Source organism: Mesorhizobium sp. CAU 1732 (genome assembly GCF_039888675.1).
In the GTDB taxonomy this organism is placed as follows: domain Bacteria; phylum Pseudomonadota; class Alphaproteobacteria; order Rhizobiales; family Rhizobiaceae; genus Aerobium.
Genome location: NZ_JBDQQR010000004.1, coordinates 258,309 through 274,528, shown reverse-complemented (window position 1 = coordinate 274,528; position 16,220 = coordinate 258,309). Strand labels below are relative to the sequence as shown.

The window sequence follows — 16,220 nt, the reverse complement described above, 5'->3', positions numbered from 1 at the left end:
AGCCGGCTTGATACGAGAAACCATCGAAGTTGGGGTGATCGTCGAGCGGCGAGCCCTGAACAATCCCTGGATCGACCATGCCTGGGTTCCGGTCGGGGTACTCGCCGGCGCGCCGGCCGCCGCGCCATGGACGATGCTTGATGAGGCCGCCATGGCAACCCGCTACTATGCGGGGAAGGTCCAGCTCGAAATCTACGACATGGATACGACCATGTACCGGGAAAACCTGCGGTCCAGCCGACCCAGCCTTTGGGTTGCGTTGCGACACACGGATGCATCCCCCGGCGTCGTTCTACATCTTGTGACCGCAGATCCCGCCGACGCGGAGGCGCTGACGGAGACCGGAACGGACATCATCGAGGCGGTTCCCATGCCCGTCGAGATACAGGAGCACATCGCCCGCTTCATCGAGGCGCACCACGTCGACCGTCCCTTCATCAAGCGAAAGCGAGACAAAGCGGACACGAGCCGGCAGAACCCTGGCGCCACCTTGAAGGCCGATGGCCATGAGTGACGGCAAGGACAGCCGCCTCGCCCGCTGGTCACGCCGCAAGCTGGCGGCGCGTCACGATGAAAAAGAGCCGGGCGAGCTTCCCGCAAAAGCCTATCCCGACGGTTCGCTTCCACTGCCCGATGCCGACATGCCGGAGGGCGTTGAGCCTGAAACGGCTGAGCCACCGCAACCACTCCCGCGCCTCGAAGACCTAACTGCCGACAGCGACCTCACTGCCTTCCTGAAGAAAGGCGTGCCCATGGCGCTGAAAAGCGCCGCCTTGCGCAAGATGTGGTCGATCGATCCGGGCATCCGCGATTATGTCGGTCCGGCGGAATATGCCTGGGACTTCAACCAGCCTGGTTCAATGGCTGGATTCGGCCCGCTCGATCCCGGAAGGTCCGTCGTCAGCTTCCTGTCCAAGACGGTGCGGGCTCTTGGAGAGGATGCAGAGCAAACCGTGTTCACCCAGCCGCCCGATGCTCCATCCGACGAATCGGCCAGCACTCAACCGGATGCCGAGGCCGCGGTGGAGACGCCGTCGGTGGTGCCACCGGCGCAGCAGCCAGCGGTCCGGGTGCCGGTTATCCTGGCCGATAACACTTCGACCGAGGCCCCGGATCAACCTACGATGGCGACGGTTCCCGCCCCGGAAAGCGCGCGTTGGCCAGACCTCGAACCGCTTCCACGCCCACGGCACGGCGGCGCAATGCCTCGCTGAGCCCACCCACCTTGAGGTCGCGAGGTGTTTCCCTGGACAGGGGTTGCAATATGTCCATAGGGAAATACTATGAACCTGCAGTACCGAGGGCATGAGATGCATAGGGAAGCAGGGCTGGAGGATGCCATCAGGTCAGTAGGCGGGATTTCCGTCCTGGCTCGTGGCCTTGGGGTCGCTCAACCGACAGTTTCGCTGTGGCGTCGGATTCCGGCCGAGCGGGTTCTTTCCGTTGAGGTTCTTACCGGTATTTCACGGACTTTATTGCGCCCCGATCTTTATCCGGCGTCCGAAGCTGGCGCGGCAGATATCGACGATATCGACCGCGCACGGTCGGATGAATACGCCCTCCTCGCCTCGCTGCTGCTGGCGGCGCCTGACGGCGACCTGCTTACGCGGCTCTCCCGCCTGACCGACAATGGCGATACGCCGCTCGGCGGCGCTCACCTAGCACTTGCGCGGGCCGCCGCGTCCTCGTCGGCGGATGCCGTGCGGCGCGAATATTCCGACCTGTTCATTGGCGTCGGGCGGGGAGAGCTTCTCCCTTACGCGTCCTACTACCTGACAGGCTTTCTCAACGAACGGCCCCTCGCCCGCCTGCGCGGCGATATGATGCGGCTCGGGCTCAAGCGCGCGGAGGGTCACTGCGATCCCGAGGATCATCTCGGCACGCTTCTCGAAATCATGAGCGGCATGGCCGGTAATCGTTTCGCGGTTTCGACCGACGACGAGCGGGACTTCTTCGAACGACACATTGCGCCGTGGGCGAGGCGCTTCTTCGCCGATCTGGAGGGGGCGAAGACGGCAGGATTCTACCGCGCGGTCGGCGCCGTCGGAAAACTCTTCGTGGACGTCGAAATCGCAGCCTTTGCCATCGAGACACGGCAAAGCGCCTAGTGGGCACATCAACGGGCCAGCAGCCCGTCTACAGGGGAGGATGCAAAATGCAGGACAAGCGACCGACAGGCCTCAGCCGGCGTAACTTCCTCCGGGCGTTCGGCGGTGTCTCCACCACCGCCGTGGCGGCCGTCGCCCTCGCCCCGGGCGAGGCGCAGGCCTACGATCCCGGCGAGGAGGAAACCGGGCCTCGCTATCGGGAAACCGACCATATCAAGGCCTTCTACCGCGTGAACGGCTATCCCCTGAAAAAGTGAGGTCATTGCCATGTTGACGAAGCGCAAAAGTAGGCAAGTCGGTCACACGAAATTGCAGTCGCTTAACGGGAACGGAGAATCGGCTCCTCTGGATCGACGGACCTTCCTGCGTCGCTCCGGCCTTGCCGCCGGTGGATTGGCCGCTGTGGGAACGTTTCAGCTTGGCACGGTAAGAACGGCCGAGGCGATCAGTCCGCCCCAGCCGGGCGTGCCCATCGAGCTGAAGAAAAGCGTCTGCACCCATTGCTCGGTCGGCTGCACGGTCACCGCGGAAGTCCAGAACGGGGTCTGGACGGGGCAGGAACCCTCATGGGACAGCCCGATCAATCGCGGCTCGCATTGCGCTAAGGGCGCGAGCGTACGCGAACTGGTTCACAGTGATCGCCGGCTCAAATATCCGATGAAGCTGGTCGACGGTCAATGGCAGCGCGTCTCCTGGGAAGAGGCCATCGAGGGCATCGGCGACAAGCTTTTGGATATTCGCGAGAAGTCCGGCCCGGAATCCGTCTACTGGATGGGGTCTGCCAAGTTCTCCAACGAGGGAAGCTATCTCTTCCGCAAGCTGGCCGCCCTGTGGGGGACGAACAACCAGGACCATCAGGCTCGCATCTGTCATTCAACGACCGTCGCCGGCGTAGCCAACACCTGGGGCTACGGTGCGATGACGAATTCGTTCAACGACATCCGCAATTCGAAGACGATGATGGTGATGGGCGGCAATCCGGCCGAAGCTCATCCGGTGGCGATGCAGCACCTGCTGGAAGGCAAGGAACTCAACAATGCCAACCTGATCGTAGCGGATCCGCGTTTCACCCGCACTGCCGCACACGCGACCGAGTTCGTGAGGTTCCGGTCCGGCACCGACATCGCCCTGATCTGGGGCATGCTCTACCACATCTTCGAGAATGGCTGGGAGGACAAGGAATTCATCGCCCAGCGCGTCTACGGAATGGACGAGGTCCGCAAGGAAGTCGCCAAGTACACGCCCGAGGAAGTGGAGCTGATCACCGGCGTGCCGGGCGAGCAGGTCAAGCGCATCGCGGAGATGTTCGCCACTCAGCGGCCCTCGACCATGATCTGGTGCATGGGTCAGACGCACCACACGGTGGGAACCGCAAACACGCGCGCAAGCTGCATCCTGTGCCTCGCAACAGGCAATGTGGGAAAACCGGGGACCGGCGCGAATATCTTCCGCGGGCACGACAACGTCCAGGGCGCAACCGATATCGGGCTCGATGTGGTGACGTTGCCATTCTATTACGGATTGACGGAAGGCGCATGGAAGCACTGGGGACGGGTCTGGGAAATTCCCTATAACGACCTCGTCGGCCAGTTCCCCTCCAAGGAGCTGATGGAAACGCCGGGCATTCCGCTGACGCGTTGGTTCGACGCAGTCTCACTGCCGAAGGAAGACGTCGAGCAGCCCGACGTGATGCGGGCGATGTTCGTGCAGGGTCATGCCAGCAACAGCATTGCGCGCATACCGGATTCGATCAAAGGCCTCGCCGGCCTTGAATTGCTCGTCGTAGCCGATCCTCATCCCACCACCTGGGCCTCGCTCGCGGTACAGGCAGGACGCAAGGACAATACGTACCTCCTGCCGGTCTGCACCCAGTTCGAAACGTCCGGCTCGCGCGTCGCCTCCAACCGGTCAATACAGTGGGGCGAGCAGATCGTGGCGCCAAGCTTCGAGCAAAAGGACGATTATCAGGTCCTCTACCTGCTGTCGCAAAAGCTCGGCCTCGCCGACTGGATGTTCAAGAACATCGAAGTGGAGGGCGACCGCCCGGTCCCCGAAGATGTGCTGCGCGAGATGAACCGTGGAAGCTGGTCGACCGGCTATTGCGGCCAGTCGCCGGAGCGCCTCAAGGCGCATATGAGGAACCAGGCGAAGTTCGATCTGGTGACGATGCGCGCGCCGAAAGACGATCCAGAAGTCGGCGGTGACTATTACGGCCTGCCATGGCCCTGCTGGGGCAAGCCGGAAGTCCGCCATCCGGGCACTGCCAACCTCTACAGCGCCGACCTGCATGTCATGGATGGCGGCAGCCCGTTCCGTGCCCGTTTCGGCGTCGAGCGTAATGGCGAAACGCTATTGGCAGAGGGGTCCTACACACGAGGGTCCGAACTGACCGACGGGTATCCGGAATTCACCATGGCCGTGCTCCAGAAACTCGGCTGGGATAAGGACCTGAACGCCGAGGAGCTCTCGGTGATCGAAGAAATCGGCGCCGATATGGGCGACATCGGCAAAGTGTCGTGGTCAACCGACCTTTCCGGCGGCATCCAGCGCGTCGTGCTCAGCCATGGCTGTCACCCCTACGGCAACGGCAAGGCCCGGGCGGTCGCGTGGAACCTGCCCGATCCGGTTCCGATCCATCGCGAGCCCATCTACACTCCGAAGACTGATCTGGTCGCGAAATACCCGACCTATCCGGACGCCAAGCAGTTCCGCCTGCCCAATATCGGCTTCAGCGTGCAGAAAGCCGCCGTTGATGCCGGGATTGCGAAATCCTTCCCGATCATCCTGACGACCGGTCGCCTGGTCGAATACGAGGGTGGCGGCGAGGAAACCCGGTCCAACCGCTGGCTGGCCGAACTGCAGCAGGACATGTTCGTCGAGATCAATCCTGCCGATGCGACCGAGCGTGGCATCAACCATGGTAGCTGGGTCTGGGTCAGCGGAGCGGAGAACGACTCCAAGGCGCGGGTCAAGGCTCTGGTTACCGAGCGCGTCGGCAAGGGCGTGGCCTTCATGCCCTTCCATTTCGGTGGCTGGTTCCAGGGGGAGGATTTGCGGGGCACTTATCCCGAGGGAACCGACCCCTACGTGCTCGGCGAAAGCGCGAACAGCATCACCACCTACGGCTACGACCCGGTGACGGGTATGCAGGAGCCCAAAGTCACGCTTTGCCAGATCGCGGCAGTGTAAGAGGGGAACGTAAAATGGCCAGAATGAAGTTCCTTTGCGATGCTGACCGCTGCATCGAGTGCAATGCCTGCGTGACCGCCTGCAAGAACGAGCACGACGTTCCGTGGGGTATCAATCGCCGCCGTGTCGTCACCATCAATGACGGCAAGCCGGGCGAGCGTTCCGTCTCAATGGCCTGCATGCATTGCACAGACGCCCCTTGCGCGGCCGTGTGTCCGGTCGACTGCTTCTACACGACCGCCGATGCGGTGGTTCTGCACTCGAAGGATTTGTGCATCGGCTGCGGCTACTGCTTCTACGCCTGCCCGTTTGGCGCGCCGCAATATCCGCGTGTCAGCAATTTCGGGTCGCGCGGCAAGATGGACAAATGCACCTTTTGCGCGGCGGGGCCGGAGGCAGATTCGTCGGAAATCGAGTACGCCAAATATGGGGCCAACCGCCTTGCCGAAGGCAAGCTGCCCCTCTGCGCTGAAATGTGCTCCACCAAATCGCTCCTCGCCGGCGACAGTGAAATTATCGCTGCCATCTACAAGGAGCGCGTGACGCAGCGCGGTTATGGCTCCGGCGCATGGGGCTGGCAGACAGCCTATCGCGAGACGATCGCAGTCTAACAACGACAGCGGCCACTTCACGGTGTGCTGTGACATAAGCTCAGGAGGACGGAGCAAATGCGTATCTGGAGCCTTGGCCGACTGATTTCACCGGCTGTTACAGTGCTCATTCTGACTCTCGGCCTGCTTGTTATCCCGGCGCGAGCGCAAGAAGCCGCAGGCAGCAACCCCACCGCCAACGCGGTCAGCGAGCAGCAGCTTCTCGATGAACTCAACAAGGTTCAGGGCAGCATAAGCATCCCGGATCAAAGAGCCGCGACCCTGCAGCAGCCGCAGGGCCGCGAGTACCAGAGGTTCCATGAGAGCGTGTTGCCCTGGATTGGCATCATCGCCATTGTGGGCATGCTGGTCGCGCTGGCGCTGTTCTTCCTCTACAGGGGACGAATTCGTACCGCCAGGGATGAATCGGGCACCAGGATCCTGCGCTTCAACGCCTTTGAACGGTTGATTCACTGGATGACCGCGACCGCCTTCATCATCCTTGCCATCACCGGTCTCAACTTCATTTTCGGCAAGCACCTGCTGATGCCGCTGATCGGCCCGGAAGCCTTCTCGGCGTGGTCAGTCTGGGCAAAATACATGCATGATTTCGTGGCCTGGGCGTTCATGCTCGGCGTCCTCGCCATGCTGGTCATGTGGATCTGGGACAATCTTCCCGATCGCTACGACGCCAACTGGCTGAAAACGGCCGGGGGGTTCTTCGATCGATCGAACAGCACGCATCCTCCGGCCGCCCGCTTCAACACGGGCCAGAAGCTCATTTTCTGGGCGGTCGTGTTGGGCGGAATCACGTTGTCGGTCTCGGGCATCTTCATGCTGTTCCCGTTCTCATTCACCGATGTCAACGGCATGCAGGCAGCCCAATATGTGCACGCGACCGTGGGCGTCATCATGGTCGCGGTCATCATCGGACACATCTATATCGGCACGCTCGGCATGGAAGGCGCCTATGATGCGATGGGCTCAGGAGAGGTCGATCTGAACTGGGCCAAGGAACATCACAGCGCCTGGGTCGAGAAAGAATTGGCCAGGACCACCACCGGCAAGACGCCTCCACCTGTGGCTGCCGAACCCGCGGAGTAGCGTGTCGCGCAAGGCCTGCCCTCAAGCCCGCCTGCCTGAGGGGCGGGACGGTGGCTGAGGATCACGCGTCTGCGGTGGAGTGCGGAATTATCCGCATCCTGCGGCATTGACGGACATCAATGCCGCAGCAAAACGTCCGGTCGCCAGCCTGAGGCGATGAATCGATCGGTTCCGAACGAGGTGGAATCGCTCTGCATGGACACCCCCTCCACCGCCTCGGCGGTCCCCCTCCCCCGTAAACGGAGGAGGATCCAGGTCACGGACGGCGGCGGCGTTTGATCCTCGCCTGCGTAGCGAGGGCGCAACGAAGTGGTAGTGGTGTTTCAGTCAGACCCTGAGCTGCTCTAGCTGGCGCTGTCCGCGCCCTCGCCGGCGCGAGGCTCGCCGTTCCAGTTCTGCCCGACGAGATTGTGACCGGGATCGCCGACACGGGTGCTGTTGGTGCTGTAGGCCTGCCAAACGGATTTCTGCTGCTGGCTGTTCACAAGGAAATAACCCGCGCCGATTCCAATTGCGATCGCCACAGCGATCCCACTCACGATCATGCCCATCCCGCCAACTCCTTTCGGTTGTCACGAACCACGAACCGGCGTCGGAACAACCGGATCGTCGCTCTAGTCGTTCGCCGCTGGTTCTTCAGTGGCCGCAGGCACGTTCGCACCTGTCGATTGCTGCTGATACTGCAAATCCAGCGCGGCCAATGCCATGAGAGGCGGTGGCATGTCGACGCCGGCAACCCTCATCTGCCGGGCCGATTTCTGGCATTGCTCGAGGTCGTTCGCCGCAGCCAATCGTTCGGCCGCCTCCACGGTCAACACTGTATCCTTGGGCGTGCTCGTCACATCCGCAGGGGGTGTCGGAGCGGACCGGGAATCCTTTTGGGGCGCGTCTTCGACCGAACCGGAGGCCGTGGCCTTCTCGTCTCCGGAATCGTCCGGCGCATCGGTTGCGACGCCTTCCTGCTTGGTGATTTCCTGGGCCGAATTCGTCTCGCTGTCCGGCTCGGCCGATGCAGCTTCGTCCGCATCGGTCGTACCGGCCAAGGCCGACGTACCACTCCCGCTCGCCTCGGTGCCCGAGGCAGGCGCTGCCTGCTGAGGCGCAGCAGCCGCCGGTTTCGCCGGGGCCACCCCTTCCGGCTCGGGCACGGGCGCCGTCATGAACGCAAGGAGCTCCTGACAGAGATTAGCCGGGCCTGTCTGCTGGACTGGAGCGTCCTCGGACTGCTCAGCAATTCCTGGCGTGGGCGATTGCGGCGGCGCAGCGGTCTGCGCCAGGCAAGTCGATGCAGAAAATACAACTGCACCCGCGAGGACAATGCTTCTCATGGCTTGTTCCTTCCCCGTTTTTTCAGACGACCCGCGCCCCCTCCTGCCGCAGCGTCTCAGATCGCGGCAGACCTGGCAAGGTGATACGAAAAACTGTTCATCGGGACTTCCGTTCCATCGTCGGGCCAACGCATCAAACCAGAAGATCACCCTTGTGGCCCGCTCCCTATAATCCGAACGAGCCGTACGGGATGAAGCGGACCGGATCTCCATGGGCGATGCGGCGTGCGCCGTCCTCGATCTCGACAAGGCCGGTCGCCCACGAAAGACCGCTGATCCGCCCTGACCCTTCCGAGGGGAACACTTCGGCATGGCCGTCCTGCGTCAAGCGCGCGCGCAGATATTCGCGCCGCCCTGCCCGCTTGTTTTTCTCGAAGGCAGCCGGCACCGTGAAGCCTGCCGGCGGTGCCCACGCACCTCCCGCCAGCACCGACAGCGCCGGGTGACCGAAGACGAGCGTGCAGACGAAAGCGGCGACGGGATTTCCCGGAAGACCGAAAACCGGAACGCCGCGCCACAGGCCGAGCGCCAGCGGGCGGCCGGGCTTCACGGCTATTCGCCAGCTTTGCATCGTTCCGGCTTCGCGCAGCAGCGCGGAGACGTGGTCCTCATCCCCGGACGACGCGCCCCCCGAGGTAAAAATTACATCCGCTTCGGTAGCACCCTCGTCGAGCCGGGCAGCAAGCGCGGCACGGTCGTCACCGACATGGCCGAGATCGATCGCCGCATAGTCCCATCGCCGCGCCATCGCCAAAAGCATCGGCCGGTTGGCGTCATAGATGCGGTCGGCCGGCAGCGTCGTCTCCCCGACATCCGCGGCGATTTCATCGCCGGTGGAAAGCACGCCGACGCGCAACGGGCGGAATACCGCGACCTTCGCCAGCCCGACAGCCGACAAAAGCGCCAGATCCGGCGGACGCAGCCGATGTCCGGCCGGCAGGACGAGATTGCCGGCAACCACGTCCTCACCCGCCTTGCGCGTGTTCGACCGCAGTTTGACCGGTCCATGGAAGGCGACGCGCGCGGCGTCGCTGGCCGTGTCTTCCTCCAGAACCACAGTATCCACGCCTTCCGGTAAGATTGCGCCGGTGAGGATGCGTATGGCCATTCCCTCGGGCACGCGGCCTGAAAAAGGCACGCCCGCCGCCGCGCGACCTTCGACCAACGGCAGCGTCTGCGGCCCTTCGCCGGTGGCCGCATGGGCGAAGCCGTAGCCGTCGACAGCGGCGTTGGGTGCCGGCGGATTGGAACGGCGCGCGAGGACATCGCTCGCCAGGATGCGGCCGAGCGCCTGCGAGACCTCCAGTTCCTCGGTCGCGACGACCGGAGTGAGATTGGCACGCAGCAGGCCAAGGGCGGTGTCCACCGGCGTCCAGTCGATGCCCGGAGGGAGAGCGAAGCAATCGTTCTTCAGCCGCGGGGGCACGAGGGGAGCTGGGGTCACAGGCCGACCTCCCGCAAAATGAATTCGGCAATACCGGCCGTATCGTTCAGGTCGAAGAGCGGCACCTGCAAGCCGGCGTGCGGCGTATCGCTCGCCACCGCCCTGATCGTCGGGTCGTCCAGCACCAGCAGCGGCTTTCCGACCTCCGCACGATATGTCTCGACCCTCGGCAGGCCGGAGCGCTTGAAGCCCTCGACCAGAACCAGATCGACAGGGGAGAATTTCGGCAGGAGTTCGTCGAGCTGCAGTTCGGGCTCGCCGCGACGTTCGTGAATCAGAGCCCAGCGCGCGGGCGAGGAAATCAGCACCTCGGTCGCGCCTGCCTGGCGGTGGCGGTCGCTGTCGCGGCCCGGATGGTCGATATCGAAGCCTTTATGCGCATGTTTGACGGTGGACACGGCAACGCCGCGCCCCACCATCTCGGTCACGAGCCGCTCGACGAGGCCGGTCTTCCCGGTGTTCTTCCAGCCGACCACGCCGTAGAGCCTCATGCGTCGCCTCCCGCCAGCATCGCGGCGGCGCGGGTCATGTCTTCCGGGGTATTGACATTGAAGAAGGGGTCGAAGCGTTCAGTCTGAAACTGCACCGTCGCGACGCCATACCGGTCAGCCCACAGGACGATCTTGCGCAGGCCCCCTGAAAGCTCGGCGCGCAGATCGTCGCGCAGCGCCACCGGCCACAGGCCGAAGGTGGGATGACGGCGTGCCGCGCCTGCCTCGTCTGGTGAGGCTGCTAGCGCGATCGGAACCGCTTTGGCCACCGCCGCGTCCCGCAGGCGGGCTACAAGGTAGCGCGGAAGAAACGGCGTGTCCGCCGCCACCGTCACGATCGCATCGCCGCCTTCATCCGCCGCCCAGTCGAGACCCGCGAGAACACCGGCCAAGGGGCCGGGATAATCCGGCAGGGTGTCGGGAATCACGGGAAGCCTGAAACGCGAGAAACGCGCGGCATCGCCGTTGGCGTTGATCGCAAGCCTGGCGCATTGTGGCGCGAACCGCTCAAGCACGTGGTCGAGCAGCGTCGCGTCGCCAAGCGGCAGCAGGCCCTTGTCGCCGCCGCCCATACGCGTGGCCTTCCCCCCGGCCAGTACGACGCCCAGGATTCTAGTCAATCAACGCACCCTTGCGGCGATGCTGCTTTTCGTCCTCGGGAACCAGTTCCGGGTCGGCATCCCAGATCAGGCGTTCGTGGCCCGAAAGGCAGACGAAGCGCTTACCGCGCATCCGCCCGATCAGCGTCAGCCCCACCTGGCGCGCGATCTCCACCCCCCAGGCCGTAAAACCGGAGCGCGAAGCAAGCACCGGGATCCCCATCATGGCGGTCTTGATCACCATTTCCGAGGTAAGCCGGCCGGTCGTATAGAGGATCTTGTCTTCGGCGCTCGCCTTTTCGAAAAGCATCCATCCCGCGATCTTGTCGACGGCGTTGTGACGGCCGACATCCTCCATATAGACCAGCGGACGATCCTCCCTGCACAGCACCGTACCGTGGATCGCGCCCGCCGAGAGATAGAGGCTCGGCGTCGTGTTTATCGTACGTGCCAGCGCATAGAGCCACGAGGTACGCACCGGTGCGGCTGGAAGGGTAAGACCCTCCAGCCCTTCCATCATGTCGCCGAACACGGTGCCGACGGCGCAACCGCTGGTGCGGGTCTTTTTCCTGACTTTCTCCTCATAGGTCGTGCGGCTCTCGGTCCGCACCACCACGACCTCGAGTTCCTCGTCATAATCCACGCCGGTGATCGTCTCTTCAGGCCCCAGCATCCCCTGATTGCGCAGGAAACCAAGCGCCAGATATTCCGGATAGTCGCCGATCGTCATCGCCGTGACGATCTCCTGCGAATTGAGGAAGATGGTAAGCGGCCGTTCTTCGACGACCGAGATATCGACTGCTTGACCACCGTGATCGACACCACTCACGGAACGCGTCAGCCGCTGATTTTCGATGTTCGGACCAATGATGTAGTCGGCCGCCATGGGTCACCGTCGATGATGGGATTGCTCGCGCATTGCCCGCAACAGTGCGCCATAGCCGTCTTGTTGTCCACCCGAACGCGGATGTCCACCGCCGCTCTGCGTCGGATCGTAGCGAGCGACAGGATCTGGAATTTCGACTGCGACGTCAACCACCTCGGTGTCAGCCAATATCTGGCGTGAGCGGCAGCCCCACAGCGCTCCGGAAGGACGGAGCGCTGTGGGGGACGTGGTGTCTATCGCTTGTCACGCGGCAGAAGGTCCCGGATCATCGGAACCACCAACCTCTAGGGGCGCGAAACGTGGCTCGACATAGCTTACGCTGAGCCAGAGGGGAGATATGCGTCAGCGCCTCCTTTTCGCGCTTCGCGGCCTCGGGCTGTGCGCCTTTTGCAGCAGGATACGGACTTCATCATCTTCGCCCTCCGTCACCACGAACTCCTGTCCTTCAACGAGGCCGAGCACCGCTGCTTCAGCTTCCGGTTCTCTGGGCCTTGGCCCGTATCCCAGGCGTCTCTGCGCTTCCATTTAGCCACTACCACAAGACCTGAAATTTGATGTAGCGCCCCCACGCCCTGCGTCCAGCCCGTGGATCATGCCGCGCAGCTCCGCCGTCGCCTTGACAAGGCCGACCGGCGAGTATCCCGGCACGAAATCCGCCCTACCCTGGTCGTAAAGGATCCGACACGCATGATCGGCGCGGTAGGGAATCTCCCAGTTCGAAACGCCGGCCTCCCGGCGGCGCGCCTCCTCGCTCGTCAACAGAGCGATGACGTCGCGAAGGTCAAACGCCCCTTCGCCGCCCAGATGCTCGGCTTCGGTGAAGCTGCCAAGATCGTCGCGAAAACGAATACGTCGTGGAAGTGCATAAAAGATGCGCGGCCCGAACGCGGCGACGAAATCGGCAAGGACGTTGTCGCGCCTGCTGCCGAGCGAGCCCGAGCAGAAGATCATCCCAGCGGCCGGCGAAGGAACGGCATCGAAGATCTTGCCGAAGTCGTCGAGCGTGCTGGCGATCCGCGGTAGGCCGCAGAGCGGGATTGGCGGATCGTCGGGATGGATGGCGAATACCGCGCCTTCTTCCTCGCAGGTCCGGGTGACCTCGCCCAAGAAATCAATCAGGTTTCGCCGGTAGGCCTCGGTTCCGAGTTGCTGATAGGCGGCCAGCAGCGCGTGGAATTCGCCGCTCTCGTAGTGCCCGGGGCCGCCGGGCAAGCCGCGGATCAGCGTGCGCAGAAGCTCGTCCCAGAGCGCGCGGCGTGGTGGTGTAGCGATGCTCGGCGGCCGCCAGGAGTTTCGAGGCCAGCTCGTCCGCCGCGCCGGGGCGTTGCAGCAGAAAGACATCGAACACCGCAAAATCGATGATGTCGAAGCCCAGCGCCTCAGCCCCGCTCTCCAGCGTCGTGTCCAGCCCGGTGCGCACCCAGTCGAGCAAAGGCATCACGGTGAAATTGATGAGGCGCAGACCTGCCCGAGTTTTGACCGAGACCGACAACTGCGATGAGCGGGTATCGATCGCCGGCTTGTAGCCTGGCTTTCCGGTTCGCTCGATCCAGTTGAGGATTGTGCCAAGCTCGCCTTGCAGGGTGACGGTGAGGTCCCGGCGTGTCGGGCCGGGTGTGATGACGATGCGATCGATAATCTCGCGGATGGCTTCAAGGCGATTGAGCGCCAAGGCGGACAGGTTGCGCAGGGGGAGCGCGGTCGTCTGGTCGCCGAAGTCTTGGGCGAAAAGGTGGAGTTTCAGGTTCGCGAGAAGCAAAAGCAGGAACGGCGGCCTCTGACCAAAGACGAGAAGCGATGGCGCTCAACTGGCGACAACGGCTGGAAGAAGGAACTGGTGCCGACCGGATTGCTGGCTATTGAGATCAAGACCTGGCAATGGCCGGCAGGCCTTACGCGCCAATGGCTTGAATCCGAAAAACAGCCAATGGAGGGCATGCTGCCTGATATTCTGGCCACTTTCGTCGCTGCCGGACCATTGCTCGTTCAACAGCGCAAGGATCGAGAGGTGGCAGAGCGCGAGCGCCAGCTCGCCGAGAGACGCCGGTATGAAGAGCAGCAACGACGCAAGCGAGACGCTAACCGCTGGCGAAAATTCAGGGAGCTGTCACAGGATTGGCACGAACTCGCCGCCGTACGCGATTTCCTGTCGGCATTGCGATCAATGGACACTGTTTCCTCGGCGGAGACCGATGGACGCAGCGTTGAGGATTGGATCGCGTGGGCTGAGGAGTGGCTTCAACGAGCCGACCCTACAGCCAATGGCGTCGATGGTGTCTTCAAACAGGTCGCAGCCGTTACCGATTGGACCTACCGAGATTGACCGCCTAAGTAACCAACATAGCCTGATATGCGCTCCCATCGTGGAGGTTCGGGCAAACTTTGCCTATCCCTGAAACCGGGCGTTTGAGCTGCCCCTACGAGCGGGAGCGATGCGCGCCTATTCCGGCCGGCTTGGCGGACGAACCGGCTTCCTCGAAGCTGCCATTGTCCGGGAGCTGAGTTAGGCCACAGCAGCACAAGCGAGTGTCTGTGCCGCCTGTGCCGCATCAACCTCAAATTTAAGGCTACGACGTTAAGACGCATTACTAGAGGACTGAACGCGAGGAATGTTACCTGCGCGTCTCCTCGGTCGCAATGTTCTAGGTGCGACCGGCGTATTTTGTTAGGCAGGCTGAAGCGATTGGCCTTACATATTGCCCTGGAACACCAACTGCTCCAGCGGCGCGCGATCCACCGGCAGTTCGCGTGCGCGCAGTTTGTCAGTCAGCATTCCGGCATCGCCAATCTTGCCAATGGCGATGATGGCGTTGAGTGCGAAACCCTCGCGGATTTGCAGCGTCTGGCGAAGCTTCGCCTGGTCGAAGCCGGCCATGCCGTGCGTGTGCCAGCCGGAAAGAAACGCCTGCAGGGCGAAGGACATCCAGGCCGCACCGGCATCGAAGCTGTGCGTTGGCGACGGAACCGGTCCGCCGCCGAAATCCATCCAGTCTTGTGACAGAAAGGCGACGAGTGCCGCAGCGCGGAAGGCCCAGGAACGGTTGGTGTTAGAGAGGCCGTCCAGCACCTCGTTCCAGCCTGCGCTATCCCGGAGCACGTAAACAAAGCGCCAAGGCTGGCCGTTCATCGACGACGGCGCCCAGCGCGCGGCTTCGAAAAGGGGCATTAGATCTGAAGGCGAAATGGTCTCGTCTGTGAAGGCGCGCGGCGACCAGCGCTCAAGGAAAAATGGGGCGATATCGTATGGGCTGACCCGAGGCGTCAGGCGCTTGTAGGCACCGTCGTGGTAGAGAAGCGGGTTGGTCGTGGGCGAAAGCGCACCACCGATGATCTCGCCAACGAAGATGGTGTGGCTCCCCATATCGGTCTCGCTGACGAGACAGCATTCCAGATGCGCGGCGGCTCCCTTCAAGATCGGGCTGCCGGAGACGCCGATTTCGTAATCGACGCCGGCGAACTGGTCTTCGATGCTGGAAGATGAGAACCGCGTGCCGAGATCGCGCTGCGTTTCGGCCAGCATGTTGACGCTGAAGGTGCGGCTGGACGTGATCAGCGGATGGCTGCGGGTCGAACGGTTGACGACGATCAACAACCGGGCGGGATCGGCAGAGACGCTCGCGATCGCGGTCGCGGTCATGCCGTGTAGGTGGCCTTCGTAAGACGTCGTGATCACCGCGACGCTGGAGGCGATGCGCCGCATCAGGGCCCGGAACAGCTCGGTGTCGATCGCCTTGATGTCCGTATGTTGTGTCATGACTCAGTCTCTCTTGGTTTGGGTCAGATAGCCGATGACCGCCTCGACTTCCGCTTCGTCACGTTTCTCTACCGCTATCTGCGCGACGGGGGGCTATGTCAGGCGTACTGATTGCGATAGGTGCCATCTGCGATCTGCCGAAGGATGGCTTCCTCTTTCGCCATCTGCTTCTCGACCGCTACGAGCAGGTCAGCCGCGATTTCGGGGCAGAAGGCCACAACGCCGTCGATGTCACCCACGACGATATCACCCGGATGGACGACCATTCCGCCGATCGAGACTGAGACCTGCAGCGCACCGGGACCGTTCTTGTAAGGCCCGAGATGGGTCGAGGAGCGTGCAAAGACCGGGAAATCTCCTGATGCAATGACGTCGAGATCACGGATGGCTCCATCGATAACCCAGCCGGCCGCGCCCCGCGCCTGCGAGATACGCATCATGATCTCGCCGATCAGCGCACGATCTTCGTATCCCCCACCGTCTACGATCAGGACATCCCCGGGCGACATGACGTCGAGCGCTCGATGGATCCAAGCATTGTCTCCCGGCGCCGTTTTGACGGTAAAGGCCGGTCCGATCATGCGTCGCGACTGCGACATCATCGTCAGCCCACGCGCCCCAACGGAACGGTCGAGATTGTCGCTGATGGTGGCAACCGGACATGCAGCGAAGGCAGCAACAATTTCCCGCGCGGCATCCTGTTTGGTGCAGTCTGTGGAGGACATAT

Annotated in this window: 18 protein-coding genes; 8 read left to right on the top strand and 10 right to left on the bottom strand. The window is 62.8% G+C overall.

Going from position 1 to position 16,220, the window contains the following annotated elements; all coding sequences use genetic code 11:
- The first annotated feature begins 7 nt into the window (after positions 1–7).
- From AAFN55_RS25110 to AAFN55_RS25080, 7 genes are all read left to right on the top strand, one after another.
- Positions 8–514, top strand: coding sequence for a DUF3305 domain-containing protein (locus tag AAFN55_RS25110; RefSeq protein ID WP_347801732.1), 507 nt, complete (start codon positions 8–10; stop codon positions 512–514).
- Positions 507–1,214 (top strand): DUF3306 domain-containing protein, encoded by a 708-nt coding sequence (locus tag AAFN55_RS25105; RefSeq protein ID WP_347801731.1) that lies wholly within the window; start codon positions 507–509, stop codon positions 1,212–1,214. Before AAFN55_RS25110 ends, AAFN55_RS25105 begins: the two co-directional genes overlap by 8 nt.
- Before the next feature lie 96 nt (positions 1,215–1,310).
- Positions 1,311–2,108: a Cro/CI family transcriptional regulator gene (locus AAFN55_RS25100; protein WP_347801730.1), complete on the top strand. Its 798-nt coding sequence runs from the start codon at positions 1,311–1,313 to the stop codon at positions 2,106–2,108.
- 47 nt (positions 2,109–2,155) lie between these two features.
- Positions 2,156–2,365 carry a formate dehydrogenase gene (locus AAFN55_RS25095; protein ID WP_347801729.1) on the top strand — a complete coding sequence of 70 codons (210 nt, stop codon included), beginning with the start codon at positions 2,156–2,158 and terminating at the stop codon, positions 2,363–2,365.
- Between the two features lie 10 nt (positions 2,366–2,375).
- Positions 2,376–5,297: a formate dehydrogenase subunit alpha gene (locus tag AAFN55_RS25090; protein ID WP_347801728.1), complete on the top strand. Its 2,922-nt coding sequence runs from the start codon at positions 2,376–2,378 to the stop codon at positions 5,295–5,297.
- A gap of 14 nt (positions 5,298–5,311) precedes the next feature.
- Positions 5,312–5,908: a formate dehydrogenase FDH3 subunit beta gene (fdh3B, locus tag AAFN55_RS25085; RefSeq protein WP_347801727.1), complete on the top strand. Its 597-nt coding sequence runs from the start codon at positions 5,312–5,314 to the stop codon at positions 5,906–5,908.
- 57 nt (positions 5,909–5,965) lie between these two features.
- Positions 5,966–6,991, top strand: a complete 1,026-nt coding sequence (locus tag AAFN55_RS25080; protein ID WP_347801726.1) for a formate dehydrogenase subunit gamma — start codon at positions 5,966–5,968, stop codon at positions 6,989–6,991.
- A 344-nt stretch (positions 6,992–7,335) separates the two neighbouring features.
- On the opposite strand, the gene AAFN55_RS25075 is transcribed toward AAFN55_RS25080, so the two are convergent.
- The 8 genes from AAFN55_RS25075 to AAFN55_RS25040 all read right to left on the bottom strand — a co-directional run bounded on the left by AAFN55_RS25075 (position 7,336) and on the right by AAFN55_RS25040 (position 13,498).
- Complete coding sequence (locus AAFN55_RS25075; protein WP_347801725.1) at positions 7,336–7,542, bottom strand: hypothetical protein; 207 nt, start codon at positions 7,540–7,542, stop codon at positions 7,336–7,338.
- A 63-nt stretch (positions 7,543–7,605) separates the two neighbouring features.
- Positions 7,606–8,319 carry a hypothetical protein gene (locus tag AAFN55_RS25070; protein ID WP_347801724.1) on the bottom strand — a complete coding sequence of 238 codons (714 nt, stop codon included), beginning with the start codon at positions 8,317–8,319 and terminating at the stop codon, positions 7,606–7,608.
- 166 nt (positions 8,320–8,485) lie between these two features.
- Positions 8,486–9,763 (bottom strand): gephyrin-like molybdotransferase Glp, encoded by a 1,278-nt coding sequence (gene glp / locus AAFN55_RS25065; RefSeq protein ID WP_347801723.1) that lies wholly within the window; start codon positions 9,761–9,763, stop codon positions 8,486–8,488.
- Positions 9,760–10,254: a molybdopterin-guanine dinucleotide biosynthesis protein B gene (mobB, locus tag AAFN55_RS25060; RefSeq protein ID WP_347801722.1), complete on the bottom strand. Its 495-nt coding sequence runs from the start codon at positions 10,252–10,254 to the stop codon at positions 9,760–9,762. Before mobB ends, glp begins: the two co-directional genes overlap by 4 nt.
- A complete protein-coding gene (gene mobA, locus AAFN55_RS25055) occupies positions 10,251–10,874 on the bottom strand; it encodes a molybdenum cofactor guanylyltransferase MobA (RefSeq protein WP_347801721.1) in 624 nt (207 codons plus the stop codon). The genes mobB and mobA overlap by 4 nt, the downstream gene beginning before the upstream one ends.
- On the bottom strand, positions 10,867–11,739 hold the full coding sequence (locus tag AAFN55_RS25050) for a formate dehydrogenase accessory sulfurtransferase FdhD (protein ID WP_347801720.1): 873 nt from the start codon (positions 11,737–11,739) through the stop codon (positions 10,867–10,869). Before AAFN55_RS25050 ends, mobA begins: the two co-directional genes overlap by 8 nt.
- 525 nt (positions 11,740–12,264) lie before the next feature.
- Complete coding sequence (locus AAFN55_RS25045) at positions 12,265–12,951, bottom strand: mannonate dehydratase (RefSeq protein WP_347801719.1); 687 nt, start codon at positions 12,949–12,951, stop codon at positions 12,265–12,267.
- Entirely contained in the window at positions 12,851–13,498 is a 648-nt protein-coding gene (locus AAFN55_RS25040; protein WP_347801718.1) for a mannonate dehydratase, read from the bottom strand. The genes AAFN55_RS25045 and AAFN55_RS25040 overlap by 101 nt, the downstream gene beginning before the upstream one ends.
- On the opposite strand from AAFN55_RS25040, the gene AAFN55_RS25035 reads away from it, so the two are divergent.
- On the top strand, positions 13,472–14,062 hold the full coding sequence (locus AAFN55_RS25035; RefSeq protein ID WP_347801717.1) for a hypothetical protein: 591 nt from the start codon (positions 13,472–13,474) through the stop codon (positions 14,060–14,062). The two genes, AAFN55_RS25040 and AAFN55_RS25035, sit on opposite strands and share 27 nt — an antisense overlap.
- Positions 14,063–14,428: 366 nt before the next feature.
- On the opposite strand, the gene AAFN55_RS25030 is transcribed toward AAFN55_RS25035, so the two are convergent.
- Complete coding sequence (locus tag AAFN55_RS25030) at positions 14,429–15,493, bottom strand: flavin reductase (protein WP_347801716.1); 1,065 nt, start codon at positions 15,491–15,493, stop codon at positions 14,429–14,431.
- A gap of 98 nt (positions 15,494–15,591) precedes the next feature.
- A complete protein-coding gene (locus tag AAFN55_RS25025; RefSeq protein WP_347801715.1) occupies positions 15,592–16,218 on the bottom strand; it encodes an RraA family protein in 627 nt (208 codons plus the stop codon).
- Between the last annotated feature and the right edge of the window lie 2 nt (positions 16,219–16,220).